The 13237-nt window shown below is 70.3% G+C and carries 12 protein-coding genes and 1 pseudogene; 4 read left to right on the top strand and 9 right to left on the bottom strand.

All coding sequences use genetic code 11. From position 1 onward, the window contains the following. Positions 1–82: 82 nt before the first annotated feature. Positions 83–988, bottom strand: a complete 906-nt coding sequence (locus tag GA0115240_RS00925; protein WP_256069383.1) for an NAD(P)-dependent oxidoreductase — start codon at positions 986–988, stop codon at positions 83–85. A gap of 168 nt (positions 989–1156) precedes the next feature. On the opposite strand from GA0115240_RS00925, the gene GA0115240_RS00920 reads away from it, so the two are divergent. From GA0115240_RS00920 to GA0115240_RS00905, 4 genes are all read left to right on the top strand, one after another. Further along, positions 1157–1714 (top strand): GNAT family N-acetyltransferase, encoded by a 558-nt coding sequence (locus GA0115240_RS00920; RefSeq protein WP_237554498.1) that lies wholly within the window; start codon positions 1157–1159, stop codon positions 1712–1714. Positions 1715–1972: 258 nt separating this feature from the next. Beyond that, positions 1973–2539 (top strand): TetR/AcrR family transcriptional regulator, encoded by a 567-nt coding sequence (locus tag GA0115240_RS00915; RefSeq protein ID WP_093734738.1) that lies wholly within the window; start codon positions 1973–1975, stop codon positions 2537–2539. Positions 2540–3098: 559 nt separating this feature from the next. Further along, complete coding sequence (locus GA0115240_RS00910) at positions 3099–3578, top strand: universal stress protein (RefSeq protein WP_093734737.1); 480 nt, start codon at positions 3099–3101, stop codon at positions 3576–3578. Between the two features lie 104 nt (positions 3579–3682). Further along, complete coding sequence (locus GA0115240_RS00905; RefSeq protein ID WP_093734718.1) at positions 3683–5533, top strand: S9 family peptidase; 1851 nt, start codon at positions 3683–3685, stop codon at positions 5531–5533. 228 nt (positions 5534–5761) lie between these two features. On the opposite strand, the gene GA0115240_RS00900 is transcribed toward GA0115240_RS00905, so the two are convergent. From GA0115240_RS00900 to GA0115240_RS00860, 8 genes and pseudogenes are all read right to left on the bottom strand, one after another. Continuing rightward, positions 5762–6649: an SURF1 family protein gene (locus tag GA0115240_RS00900; protein ID WP_093734717.1), complete on the bottom strand. Its 888-nt coding sequence runs from the start codon at positions 6647–6649 to the stop codon at positions 5762–5764. A 190-nt stretch (positions 6650–6839) separates the two neighbouring features. Then, positions 6840–8153 (bottom strand): hypothetical protein, encoded by a 1314-nt coding sequence (locus tag GA0115240_RS00895; RefSeq protein ID WP_093734716.1) that lies wholly within the window; start codon positions 8151–8153, stop codon positions 6840–6842. Then, on the bottom strand, positions 8150–8722 hold the full coding sequence (locus GA0115240_RS00890) for a SigE family RNA polymerase sigma factor (RefSeq protein ID WP_370673253.1): 573 nt from the start codon (positions 8720–8722) through the stop codon (positions 8150–8152). Before GA0115240_RS00890 ends, GA0115240_RS00895 begins: the two co-directional genes overlap by 4 nt. A gap of 450 nt (positions 8723–9172) precedes the next feature. Then, positions 9173–10531 (bottom strand): aspartate kinase, encoded by a 1359-nt coding sequence (locus GA0115240_RS00885; RefSeq protein ID WP_093734715.1) that lies wholly within the window; start codon positions 10529–10531, stop codon positions 9173–9175. Positions 10532–10793: 262 nt separating this feature from the next. Next, on the bottom strand, positions 10794–11462 hold the full coding sequence (locus GA0115240_RS00880; protein WP_093734735.1) for a DUF5063 domain-containing protein: 669 nt from the start codon (positions 11460–11462) through the stop codon (positions 10794–10796). A 238-nt stretch (positions 11463–11700) separates the two neighbouring features. Then, on the bottom strand, positions 11701–12300 hold the full coding sequence (gene recR / locus GA0115240_RS00870) for a recombination mediator RecR (protein ID WP_093734714.1): 600 nt from the start codon (positions 12298–12300) through the stop codon (positions 11701–11703). Positions 12301–12365: 65 nt separating this feature from the next. Beyond that, positions 12366–12698 carry a YbaB/EbfC family nucleoid-associated protein gene (locus GA0115240_RS00865; protein WP_093734713.1) on the bottom strand — a complete coding sequence of 111 codons (333 nt, stop codon included), beginning with the start codon at positions 12696–12698 and terminating at the stop codon, positions 12366–12368. A 287-nt stretch (positions 12699–12985) separates the two neighbouring features. Then, positions 12986–13237 (bottom strand): annotated as a pseudogene (locus GA0115240_RS00860) (DNA polymerase III subunit gamma and tau); the annotation flags it as partial.

The following is a 13237-nucleotide window of genomic DNA, read 5'->3' as shown; positions in this document are numbered from 1 at the left end:
ACGTCAATTCATCCTGCAAGTACGGAGGTTGCAGCCTAAAGGGTGAATTCGTGTCCGCCCATGCCGCAGGAGCCGGTTCTCTTCAGGCGGTCACCCGGCCGCCCTCGCGTATGCCGGCCGTGCGCGCCTCGAACGCGTGCAGGACAGCGATCATGTCGCCGTCCGCATGGCCCAGGGCGACCGTCTCGGCGAAGAGCGCATGGCACGCGTCCAACAGCGGCGACGCCACATCCGATTTCCTGGCCGCCTCGGCGATCAGCGCGTTGTTCTTCAGCACATCCAACGCGGCCGCCTGCACGGCGAAGTCCCGCGTCAGCAACTTCGGCGCCTTCATCCTGGACACCCCGCTCGACATCGGCCCGGCGTCGAGCACCTCAAGGAACCGTCCCCGGTCCAGCCCCTGTTGCTCGGCGAAGTGGAATGCTTCGGTCAGGCCGGTGACCTGGGTGATCAGGAAAAGGTTCACCGAAAGCTTCATCAGCAGCGCGTTCGGCGCCGGGCCGCACACGAACGCCTCTCGGCACATCGGTGCCAGCAACGGACGCACCCGCCCGACCGCCCCCTCCTCCCCTGCGAGCATCGCGACCAATTCCCCCCGCTCAGCCGGAACCCGGGACCCCGACACGGGCGCCTCCACGTAACTGCCGCCTGCCGCAGCCACGTCGGCCTCCAGCGCCTGCGAATAGCCGGGGGACGTCGTGCCCATGTGCACGATCGTCCGGCCGCCGACATATCCGGCGAACTCCGCAGTGCCCCGCCGGAGAGTCGTATCGATGGCCGTCTCGTCGGCCAGCATCACGAAGACGACGTCAGTCCGTTGGAAGACCTCGGCCGGCGACCTCGCGACGCTCGCACCCGCCGCGCGCAGCGGCGCGCAGCGCGCGGATGTCCGGTTCCAGACCGTGAGGGGGATGCCCGCCCGGGCCAGATTGAGCGCCATGGGCCGGCCCATGACACCCAGCCCGAGGAAACCCACTTCCGTTGCCACCGCTGCCCGTTGGGCCCCCGCCGCCGTACCCGTCGTCGTCACCTTGCACCGCCTCTTTCTTCCGATTATTTCCTGATCGTTCTTTTGGCCGCTCTTCTGGTCGTTCTTCTGACCACCAGGTGGTTCGTGGACTTGCCCTCTATGACAGCCGACATAATACTGAGCTCTATGACGGCTGTCATAGTGGATGTGTCCAACTCTCCGGCCCTTCGGCTCCCACCCGGCCCACCGCCCGGCCTGCCCTGCCATGTCGCCCCCGCCCAGCCGGCCGACCGACCCGCGTTGGCGGCCCTGTTCGCCGCCTGCTCCCCGGAAACCATCCGCCTGCGCTTCTTCGGGCAGCTGCGGAAGTGGCCCGGCGGCTACTTGAACAGCGCCCTCTCCGCGCCGCCCGGAGAGCACGACGCCGTGGTGGCCTACGGCGCCGACCGCACCGATGTGCTCGGCCTGGCCAGCCTCGCCGCTCCTTGCGGCCCGGAGCCGGGCGTCGGGGAGTTGGGCGTGCTCATCGCCGACGCCTGGCAGCGACAAGGCCTGGCCACCACGATGCTCGAGTTGCTCTTCCACCGGGCCCGCGCCAGGGGGGTGGAGCGAGTCGCCGCCTCAGTGCTGCACGGACGGTCAGCGCTGCTGACGGCCCTCGCCCGGCGCTTGGAACCGGACGGTGGCCTTCGCACCCGGGAGGGCCTGACCGGCGTCTATAGGCTGACGCAGCGAGCGCGGTAGTCAGCCGGCGTGTCCTACATGGAGCGGTCGTTCATCAGGAGAGGTGGTCGGACAGCGATGGCGATTCCGAAAGGGCAGCCCGCAGGCGGGGGCACAGCGGCCGACGACGAGCAGCCGCCCACCACCACGGACACCAACCGCGAACCCCACGCGGACTCGAACTCGGAACCTGGCTCCGGCTCCGACACTCACACCGACACCGGCACCATTACCGCCAGCAGCGGCCCAAGGCGCCCCACCCACGGCCCTCGGGAGCGCATGGTGTTCAGCGCCGCCCAGCTCATCCGCCGCGAGGGGGTGAACGCGACCGGCATGCGCGATGTCGCCACCCATGCCCAGGCGCCCCGCGGCTCTCTCCAGCACTACTTCCCTGGCGGCAAGGAGCAACTGGTCAACGAGGCCGTCACCTGGGCCGGCCGCTACGCGGCCAGACGCATCGCCCGCTTCCTCGCCGCTATGCCCGAGGAACCCACGCCCAGCCTGCTGTTCGCGGCCATGGTGCGCCAATGGACGGACGAGTTCGAGGCCGTCGGCTTCGCGCCCGGCTGCCCGGTGGCCGCGGCGACGGTGGACTGCGCGGAGTCAACCGCCTCCACCCGGGAAGCCGCCGCAGCGGCCTTTGCCACCTGGAACGTGCCCGTCGCCCAGGCCCTGACCTCGATGGGCGTCCCGCCTGTCCAGTCCTCCTCTCTGGCCACCCTCATGATCAGTTCGCTGGAGGGTGCCATCCTCATCTCACGCGCGGAACAGAACATTCGCGCGCTCACCACGGTCGCTCAGGAGTTGGGGCCGCTGCTGGACGGATGCGTCGTGGCGCACCCGTAAGCCAGCAGGGGACCGACGCCCGCGACTACCCGAACCACGATTCGGGCGACCGCAAGCTACCGGCGCAGGCGTCGCCGGGCTCCCCTCGACCGGGTGAGCGGCGTGAGCCACGGTGGGCAGCAGGAACCAGATGGCCATTACGCTCAAGTGTCTGCTGCCCAACCTCATTCATGACGGAGGGCCGACCGCGTGGCGGGATGTCGCGGTGGGCTCGACCGTCCCTGGGCGGCGTCGGCTGACCGGCGTCTGCCGACCGCACCCGCCCGAGGGGCTCGTAGAGATCATCCCACGGAAACACAGCGGCAAACAATGAATTCCATCGAATTTCTCTTTCCGGAATTATATGGGTTATACGAATTGAATATAGTGTTTGTGTTACCGCCGCGGGGGCAGTCGGTCGGCGTGCGCAGCCGCGTATAGAGGTGTGCGGGGAGAACGTGAGGAGACGGCCATGGTCGAGCCGACAGCCGATCCGGACGGCGAGTTCGAGGGACTGCCGGCGGGCGAACCGGCCGGTGGACCGCCCGCCGGACCGTTGGGCACGGCGGCCGCCGCGTCGATGAGTGAATCGGTGGCGGCCCCCGGCCGGATCGTGGTCGGCGTGGACGGTTCGGAGCCTTCCCTGCTCGCGCTGCGGTGGGCCGCCCGCCAGGCCGCCCTCACCGGTTCGAGTGTCGAAGCCGTCATGGCCTGGGAGCTGCCGGGCGCCGTGGGCTGGGCCGGACTGCCTGAACTGCCGGCCGACCTCGATCTGGAGGAGCCGGCTCGCAAGGCACTGTTCGAGGCGGTCGCCACCGCGCTGCCGGGCGAGCAGGCCGCGCCGCTGAGCCAGGTCGTGGTGATGGGCAATGCCGCTCAGGCCATTCTCGACCGTGCGGTGGGCGCCGAACTGGTCGTGGTGGGGGTGCGCGGCCACGGAACTTTCCGCGCGACGCTGCTCGGCTCCGTCAGTCATACGGTCACACTCCACGCGCCGTGCCCGGTCGTCGTGGTGCGCGGGACGGCCGACCAGTCCGGCGCGGGAGCAGCGACGGCATAACCGACACAACGGACGGCGCGGGCGGGACGAACACGGCCGGAAGTTATCCACAGGCTGCGCAGGCCATCTCACCGAATGTGCGTGCGGCAGAGCATGATGGGGGCATGAACGAGATCACCGGACCCGCGAGCGGGTCCATGCCCGATTGGGAGAAGCGGTTCCGCGCGCCGCGCGTCGGTCTGCCGGAGTGGGCTGCCGATGCCCCTGAGCGCAGCCTGTTCGTGTCGAACGTGACGGGTACGTATGAACTGTATGCGTGGAACCGGGAGACGGGCGGACGCCGCCAGGTGACCGACCGGCCGAACGGCACAACGGACGGCGCCCTGAGCCGGGACGGCGAATGGGTGTGGTGGTTCTCGGACACGGACGGGGACGAGTTCGGCGTCTGGATGAAACAGCCGTTCGGCGGTGGCGAGGACATACCGGCCGCAGCAGGGCTCACTGCGTCGTACCCGGCCGGGCTGGCGCTGGGCGTCGGCGGAACGGCGGTGGTCGGCCGGTCCACGGACGACGAGGGCACCTCTGTACATGTGGTGCGGCCCGATGCGGCCGAGCCGTACGAGATCTACCGGCACGCCGAATCCGCGGGCGTCGGAGATCTCTCGGAGGACGGCACGCTGGTCGTCATCGAGCACACCGAGCACGGTGACGCGATGCACAGCGCGCTGCGGGTCGTCCGGGTCACGGACGGCTCGACGGTCGCCGAGCTGGACGACACCGAAGGCGGCACTCGCGAACTGGGCCTGGACTGCCTCGGCTTCGCACCCGTGCCCGACGACACCCGGCTGCTCGTCGGCCATCAGCGCGCCGACCGGTGGCTGCCGATGATCTGGGATGTGGCGAGCGGCGAGGAGATCGCGCTGTCGATCGACCTGCCGGGCGACGTGCACGCCGAGTGGTATCCGGATGGCTCGGCGCTGCTGGTCGTGCACGACTTCCACGCTCGCGGCGAGATGTTCCGCTACGACCTGGCGACCGGCGGTCTGGCACCGCTCGAGACCCCTGCGGGGTCGATCGGCGGGGCGACGGCCCGGCCGGACGGCACGGTGGAATATCTGTGGTCGTCGGCCGAGCGTCCCCCGATAGTGCGGTCCACAGCGGGCGCCGTCGTACTGGAGGCGCCGGGCCTGCGGGCACCGGACTCGGTGCCGGTGGAGGACGTGTGGGTGGACGGGCCGGGCGGACCCATCCACGCGCTGGTGCAGCGGCCGGCCCGGACCGGCGCGGACTCCGGCGACGGCGAGGACGGGCAGGAACGGGCGGTGGGCCCGTATCCGACCGTCTTCGAGATCCATGGCGGTCCGACCTGGCACGACTCCGACGCGTTCGCGGCCGGGCCGGCTGCCTGGCTCGACCACGGCTTCGCGGTGGTCCGGGTCAACTACCGGGGCTCGACGGGGTACGGCCGGGAGTGGACGGACGCGCTCAAACACCGGGTGGGACTGATCGAGCTGGAGGACATCGCGGCCGTCCGCGAGTGGGCGGTCTCCTCCGGACTCGCCGACCCGGACCGGCTGGTGCTGACCGGCGGCTCCTGGGGCGGCTATCTGACCCTGCTCGGTCTGGGTACCCAGCCGGAGGCGTGGACGGTGGGCATAGCCGCGGTCCCGGTCGCCGACTATCCGACGGCCTACGCCGACGAGATGGAGGCGCTGAAGTCCCTGGACCGCACATTTTTCGGCGGTTCCCCGGAAGAGGTTCCCGACCGCTACCAAGCGTCCTCACCGCTCACCTACGTCGACAAGGTCGCCGTCCCGGTTTACATCAGCGCCGGAACGAACGATCCGCGTTGCCCGATACGCCAGATCGACAACTATGTCGAGCAGTTGCGGAAGCTGGACAAGCCGCACGAGGTGTACCGCTACGACGCCGGGCACGGCTCGCTGGTGGTGGAGGAGCGGATCAAGCAGGTCCGCCTGGAGTTGGCCTTCGCGCTGCGGCACGTGGCCCGCTGAGCGGAGGACATGCGGGACCGGGATGCAGGCGGCCGGTCGAGGACGGGCCCGCCGGGTCCCGATCAGCCCGGGTGGGGATCCGATCGGCGGCTCGGACAGGCGGTCCGGCTGCCGGCTGCCCACTCGGGCCGAGGGTCCAGCCCGCGGGTCCGGCGGCCGGCTCCGGTCACCAGCTCCGGTCAGCGACTCCGACCGGCCGCTACGGTCCGGCGGCCGAGCCGCCCCCGCCTAAGCGCGGGAAACCGCCCCGGCCTCCGCACTCTCCGGCCCGGCACCCTCGGGTTCCCCACCGTCGGGTTCCCCGCCTCGGGGTTCCGGATCATCGCCCTCCGGGAGGAGGCCGAGCGCGGCGTCCGACCGCGTCTCGGCCTCGCGCCGGACAAGCCGGAACCACATGAAAACGACGAAGCCGGCGAAGACGAACCACTGCCCGGTGTAGCCGAGGTTCTGGAATGCCTTGAGGTCCAGACCGCTGTCCGGCGGCGCGGCGGGCGGTACTGCCTTGAGCGGCGTGGCGGGTTGCGAGGCGGTGATCCAACCGCCGTACACCGGATAAGGGAGGACGTTGACGAGAGAAGCCGCACTGATCATGCCGAGTTGGCCGGGCGGCAGCACCCCGGTCTGGGCTTCGCTGGTGTCGGTGGTCTCGGGGTACTGCGCGGCTCCGACCACCGTGACCGGTCCGGTCGGCGCGCCAGGCACCGTACCGGAGTGCTCGGCGGCGGACGCGTCGCCCGGCAGCCAGCCGCGGACGACCGGGAGGGCGGCGCCACCGGCGACTCGCAGCGGGGTGAGGACGTAGAAGCCGTTGCGCCCGTCGAGGGTGCGGCCGGGGACGAGGAATTGGTGCCCGGTGTCGTACCGCCCGGTGGCGCTGATGATGCGGCCGGAGTCGTCACCGGGGAGGGTGGACCCGGGGCCGGGGAGCACGGACCGCAGCGGCACCGGCGCCGCGGTGGCGGTCACATGCTGGTCGTGGCGGGAGTTCTTGTCCTGCCCGACCCGCGCCTCGAACCGGCTCAGCTGCCAGCTCCCCATGAACACGCAGGACGGGATGGCCAGCAGCGCGAGCACGCTGACTGCCAGCCAGCCACGGGTGAGCAGGAACCGGTACACAACCACCACCGTACGGGGAGCCGCGCCCGCTACGACAACCGGCCCCGGGATGGGAGCCCGGCAGCGGGTTCCCGGCAGGACCTGCCCTCTCGGCCCGGGAGTTCCGTGTCAGGGTTCCCGGGCCGGTAGCGGCAAGGTGAGGCAGGTCAGGCGCGGAAGGCCCGGCTCGCCGGGCCAGTGGCTCGCCGGATTAGGACGCCGGGGTGTCGGCCGGTTCCGGAATGGCAGCCGTGGTGTAGACGGTGCCGGCGCAGGCGTCCTGGATGACCGGCCCGTCGACCACGGGAGCGCCCGGGGCGGGGGTGTGGTTCAGGGTGACGCTGCCCGAGGCGGGGGACACCGGGGCGTCCTCGCCGAGTTGGGTCGAGACGGAGTTGTCCGACGTGCCCGAGCTCCCCGAGCCGCCGGAGCTGCCCGGGTCGGCGGAGCCCGGGTCGGTGCCGACGGTGTCGGTCGGGGTGGGCGACGGGGTCGGCGTCGTGGGCGGGGTGGTGGGAGCGACCGGACAGCCGCCGGTGCCGTCGCTCGCGGGCACCCACGCGAAGGCGACCTCGTAGTCCTCGCCCGGCTTGAGGACGACGGGGCCAGAGGAGGGGGCGCTGGGCAAGCCGGTGGCGGCGTCGCCCGCGGTGTGGTCCACGATCTGGATCCTGGAGGAGTCGGCGGCACCCTGCGCCACCGCGTTGACCACGCCGTCGCTGGGCACCGTACACGCGGTGTCGGAGACGTTCGCGACGCGGAACCAGCCGTAGACCCGGCCGCCGGAGTCGGGGGCGTCGGCGTTGCTGGCGCCCTGGCCGAGCTGGGAGCCGGAGCACTCAGGTACGGGCACGACCGTGTCCGACGGCCTGGTGGGACGGCTTGACGGCCCATCAGCGCCGCCGGTGGGGTGCTGCTGCTGTTTCGGCCCCTGGCCCGGTCCTGCGGAAGGGTGCCCGGCAGGGCCACTGGACGCGCCCCAGGCGCTGGTGTGTCCGTCCTCGCCGGGCGCGCCGGTGTGGGACTTGGCCGTGCTCGCAGCCGTCGTGTCGGCGCCGTGGCCGGTACCGGTGGCCCGGAGCAGCGCGGGCACGGCCATGCCCGCCAGCAGCAGTACGGCCGCCGCGCCGACCAGGGCCTGCCGTCGGCGCTGGCGACGGATCGGAATGGCCCGGCGGAGATGGTCGAGCGCGTCGGGTGATCCGTGGAGACCGGAGACGGCCTCTTGCATCATCGCGCGCAGTGCCGCCTCATCGACCGTCTCGGTGAAGTCGTCGCCGATCACCTCACCGAAACGGTGGTCGATGTCGTCGTCGATCTCGTCGCCAATGCCGTCACCGCTGCCGTCACGGCTGCCGTCATCACGGCGATCACTGCTGCGATCACTACCGCGATCGTCCGGGCGATCGTCCGTGCGGTCGCCGAGGTCGTCGCCGGGCTTGGCGCCAAGGCGATCGTCAGGGGAGTTCGGGAAGCTCTGCGGATCCATACCGTGTGCGTCGTCGGGAGCGTTGGGGGTGGTCATGCCGGTGCCTCCATCGCGACGCGCAGCGCCGCGAGGCCACGTGAACCGTACGCCTTCACCGAGCCCAAGGAGATTCCGAGGGCCTCGGCGACCTGCGCCTCGGTCATATCAGCGAAGTAGCGCAGGACCAGCACCTCGCGTTGCCGGCGCTGGAGCAACCGCATGGCTGCCTTGAGTTGGTCACGCTCCAGGATCTCGTACGCCCCCTCCTCCGCGCTGGCCATGTCGGGCATCGGCTTGGAGAGGAGTTTGAGGCCCAGGATGCGGCGGCGCAACGCGGACCGGGAAAGGTTGACCACGGTCTGCCGGAGATACGCGAGCGTTTTCTCTGGATCGCGCACCCGGCTGCGGGCCGAGTGCACCCGGATGAATGCCTCCTGGACGACGTCCTCGCAGGAAGCGGTGTCGTCCAGCAGGAGTGCGGCCAGTCCGAGCAAGGAGCGGTAGTGCGCGCGGTAGGTCTCGGTGAGATGGTCGACCGTGGTGCCGACTGCCATCGCGGTGTCAGCGTCCCCGTGGTCGGTGGTGGTACTGGTGCCGGCCACCCGGACCGGCCAGGGCGCGATCACTGGCAGACCACCGCCCCGCGGCGGGGCGAGCGTCCCGCCCCGCCGTCCGAATACCGTCTCGATGCCCAAAGCCTCCACCACGCCAGTTGGACACGCATCCCCCCCTCAGGGTTGTACGCGCAAGACAGGCCGCCCCGCGGAGCGCCGGTTATCCCCATGCGTACCAGCTCTTCCTCAATGCCCTTATTGCACCGACTATGTCCCCGGATCACGCTCGGTGTGCAGCGCCAAAGGCGCAGTGCGCTGACACAAAGACGTTCCCCCACGGCGGTCGGTTGCAGCCGAGGGAGAGCAAATTGTCCAACGGGGAGGTCGAAAGGATCAAGTGGTCCAGACCTGCGGCTTTGTCACACACGCATGCGGGGCGCAACGATTTCATCGTCGCGCCCCGCGTCGTTCTCCTGCCGTCGGCCGGCCGGCGTCAACCTCGTGCCGCCCGGCCGCACTCCGTCAGCGGCCCGTGCCCCCGTAGACGACCGCTTCGTCGCTGTCGCTGTCGAGCCCGAACGCCGAGTGCACCGCCTGCACGGCCGGCTTCACGTCGTCGACCCTGGTCACCACCGAGATGCGGATCTCGGAGGTCGAGATGAGCTCGATGTTGACCCCGGCGTTGGACAGCGCCTCGAAGAAGGTCGCGGTGACCCCCGGATTGGTCTTCATCCCTGCCCCGACCAGCGAGATCTTGCCGATCTGGTCGTCATAGCGCAGCGAATCGAAGGCGATCAGCGTCTGCGCCTTCGTCAGCGCCTCCATCGCCTTGTGACCCTCGGACTTCGGCAGCGTGAAGGAGATGTCGGTGAGCCCGGTGGCCGCGGCCGACACGTTCTGCACCACCATGTCGATGTTGATCTCGGCGTCCGCGATCGCCCGGAAGATCGTCGCCGCCTCGCCCGGCTTGTCCGGCACCCCGACCACCGTGATCTTCGCCTCGGACGTGTCGTGCGAGACACCCGAGATGATCGCCTGCTCCATCGACTTGTCCCCTTGCGTTGACGCCGAACCCGATCCCGACCCTGCTCCCGCTCCCGCTGCTGATCCCGGCATGGTCCGCTTCAGCGGCTGGTGCCCTTCCGGGGGCTCGTTGCTGACCCAGGTGCCCGGAAGCCCGGAGAACGAGGAGCGGACGTGGATCGGGATGTTGTAGCGTCGCGCGTACTCGACGCAACGGTGCAGCAGCACCTTCGAGCCCGAACTGGCCAGCTCCAGCATGTCCTCGAAGGCGATCCACTCCATCTTGCGGGCCTTCTTCACCACCCGCGGGTCGGCGGTGAACACACCGTCGACGTCCGTGTAGATCTCGCAGACCTCGGCGTCCAGCGCGGCGGCCAGCGCCACCGCCGTGGTGTCGGAGCCGCCGCGCCCCAGCGTGGTGATGTCCTTCTTGTCCTGGGACACGCCCTGGAAGCCGGCCACGATCGCGATGTTGCCTTCGTCGAGCGCGGTACGGATACGGCCCGGGGTCACGTCAATGATCCGCGCCTTGTTGTGCACCGAATCGGTGATCACACCGGCCTGGCTGCCGGTGAAGGACTGCGCCTCGTGACCGAGGTTCTTGATCGCCATGGCCAGCAGAGCCATGGAGATCCGCTCTCCGGCGGTCAGCAGCATGTCGAACTCGCGCCCGGCCGGGATCGGCGATACCTGCTCGGCCAGATCGATCAGCTCGTCCGTCGTGTCGCCCATCGCGGACACCACGACGACGACCCGATGGCCGGACTTCTTCGTGTCCACGATCCGGCGGGCGACCCGCTTGATGCCTTCGGCATCAGCGACAGAGGAGCCGCCGTACTTCTGCACGACAAGGCCCATGTGCGCTCCTCGCTCAGGGTTGAATGCGGTCGGCCCAGTTTAACGAGCACTTCGGGTGCGCCCGGGACGTATCGCATGATGAGACAGCGCGTTCGGCCCTCGGCCGCGCGCCGTTCACCCCAGCACGCCGCCAACGGCCAGCCGCCCGAGGCCCGCTCGCCCCTCCGCCCGCCACCGACGCCCACCGCTGCCGACGCCACCCACTGCCAGTGGCCACCCGCTACCGATGGCCACCTGCTACCGATGGGCCACCGACCAGCGACTACCGCCGCCGGCGCCTGCCTATGGTGCCCAGCTCGGCCTCCATCACCTTGCCGGCCTCCTGGGCCAACTGCTCCTCGTCGTCCCCGTCGCCGCCGGTGTCCAGACCGTCCAGTTCGTCCAGCGGACTGTCCAGCCGTACGTGTGCGACCAGGGACTGCAGCGCCCGCAGCGACGCGCTCGCGGTGGACCCCCAGTTGGACAGGTACGAGAACTGCCACCACCACAGCGCCTCGGAGATCCGCCCGGCCCTGAAGTGCGCGAGCCCATGGGTGAGGTCGGCGACCACGTCGGCCATGTCGTCCGAGATGCGGCAGGCCACCGGCGTGGACCGGGGCACGTACGGGTCGAAGACCTCCGAGTAGACGTCGATCGGCTCCAGCAGCGCGGCCAGCCGCTGCCGCAGGTCGTCCTCGTCCGGCTCGGGACCGACATCCGGCTCGTAGCGCTCGTCCGGCACGATGTCCTCGTGCGCGCCGAGCCGCCCGCCGGCCAGCAGCAGCTGCGAGACCTCCAGCAGCAGGTAGGGCACCGCGCTGTCGGGGTCGTCCCCCTTGGCCACCTCGCGGACCGCGAGAATGAAGCTCTCGATCTGGTCCGTGATCTGCACGGCGAACTCGTCCGGCTCCTCGGCGCCCCCGGAGGCGCCCTTCTTCTCGTTCTTCGTCACACTCTTCGTCACGTTCTCGTTCAGCTTCTTGTTCGCGTTCCCGGCCACGTTTTTGGTCACATTTTCCGGCGCGCCGCCGGGCCGGAGACCCTTGGCCGCGTCGTCCGTCCCGACGGCCACATCGGTCCCGACCGCCCCTACCGCGACATCCGTCCCGACCGCCATATCCGTTCCGACCGCCGCGTCGGTCCCGGCCGTCACGCCGCCCGTACCGGTCGCATCCCGGCTCGCCACAGTGTCAGACATCCAGCAACCGCCTTCCTTCGAAGGCCCGCCCCAGCGTGACCTCGTCCGCGTACTCCAAGTCGCCGCCCACCGGAAGCCCGCTGGCCAGCCGCGTCACCCGCAGCCCCATGGGTTTCACCATTCGCGCCAGGTACGTGGCCGTCGCCTCCCCCTCCAGGTTCGGGTCCGTCGCCAGGATCAGCTCGGTGACCGTGCCGTCGGCGAGGCGGGCGAGCAGCTCCCGTATCCGCAGGTCGTCCGGACCGACACCCTCGATCGGACTGATCGCGCCGCCCAGGACGTGGTACTTCCCCCGGAACTCGCGGGTGCGTTCCACCGCCACCACGTCCTTGGGCTCCTCGACCACGCAGATCACCGTGGGGTCGCGGCGCGGATCGCGGCACACCCGGCACAGCTCGTCCTGCGCGACATTCCCGCACACCGCGCAGAACCGCACCTTCGCCTTGACCTCGGAAAGCACGTGCGCGAGGCGGCGTACGTCGGCGGGGTCGGCCTGCAGGATGTGGAAGGCGATCCGCTGAGCACTCTTCGGACCCACGCCGGGCAGCCTGCCCAGTTCGTCGATCAGGTCCTGAACCACGCCTTCGTACACGCCTACGCGCCTTCCTTCACTGGTTGCGTTGCCCGGCTGTCGGAACGTCGACGGTCACTCACGGATCAGAACGGGAGGCCGGGCATGCCGGAGAGGCCCTCGGTGAGCGGGCCCAGCTTGGTCTGCTGCAGCTGCTGAGCGGCCTCGTTCGCGTTGTGGACGGCGGCCACCACCAGGTCGGCGAGGGTTTCGGTGTCATCCGGGTCGACGACCTGGGGGTCGATCACCAGCGCGCGCAGCTCGCCGGCGCCGGTCACCGTTGCCCGGACCAGGCCACCGCCCGCGGAACCCTCCACCTCGGCGTCGGCCAGCTCCTGCTGGGCGGCGGCGAGATCCTGCTGCATCTTCTGGGCCTGCTGGAGCAGCGCCTGCATGTTCGGCTGGTCACCGGGGATCATGGTCTCGCTCCTGACGTGCGACTGTGCGGCTGTGGCTGAGTGGTCGGGTGGGCTGGCCGGTGAACTGGCCGGTGAACTGGCCGGATGGCTGGGGTGCGGCTGGAGTGCCGCCCGGCGCGCGACCGCATGACAGGGCGAGCCTACGTGCTCGTACGGCGCAGCGCCCTACACCGTACGGAGGATCAGGACGATGTCGCGTCCACCGGGAGCAGGACGCCGGAACCAGGCCGGTACGACGCCAGGTCCGTCTCATCGAATCCGCAGGTCAGCCAGCCACGGCCAGCGCGTCAGCCATGGCTGATCTCCTCGATCACGGTGGCACCCAGTTCTTTGATGAACAGGTCGTGGCCGCTGGGTGCGGAGTCGACCAGGCCGGGGTCGTCGTCCTCCGGGATGTCGTCTTCGATCGGGGCGTAGTCCGGGTGGTCGTCGGGCGGGGGCGGCGGGCTCTCGTAGCCGCTGGGCGCCGCGGCGGCGGCCCGGGCCGGGGGCGGCCCGGAACGTTCCGCGGGGCGGGCGGCGGGACCGCCGGGGCCGGC

It is taken from the genome of Streptomyces sp. DvalAA-14 (genome assembly GCF_900091855.1).
Taxonomy (GTDB): Bacteria; Actinomycetota; Actinomycetes; order Streptomycetales; family Streptomycetaceae; genus Actinacidiphila.
This window is presented reverse-complemented; position numbering and strand designations above follow the sequence as displayed.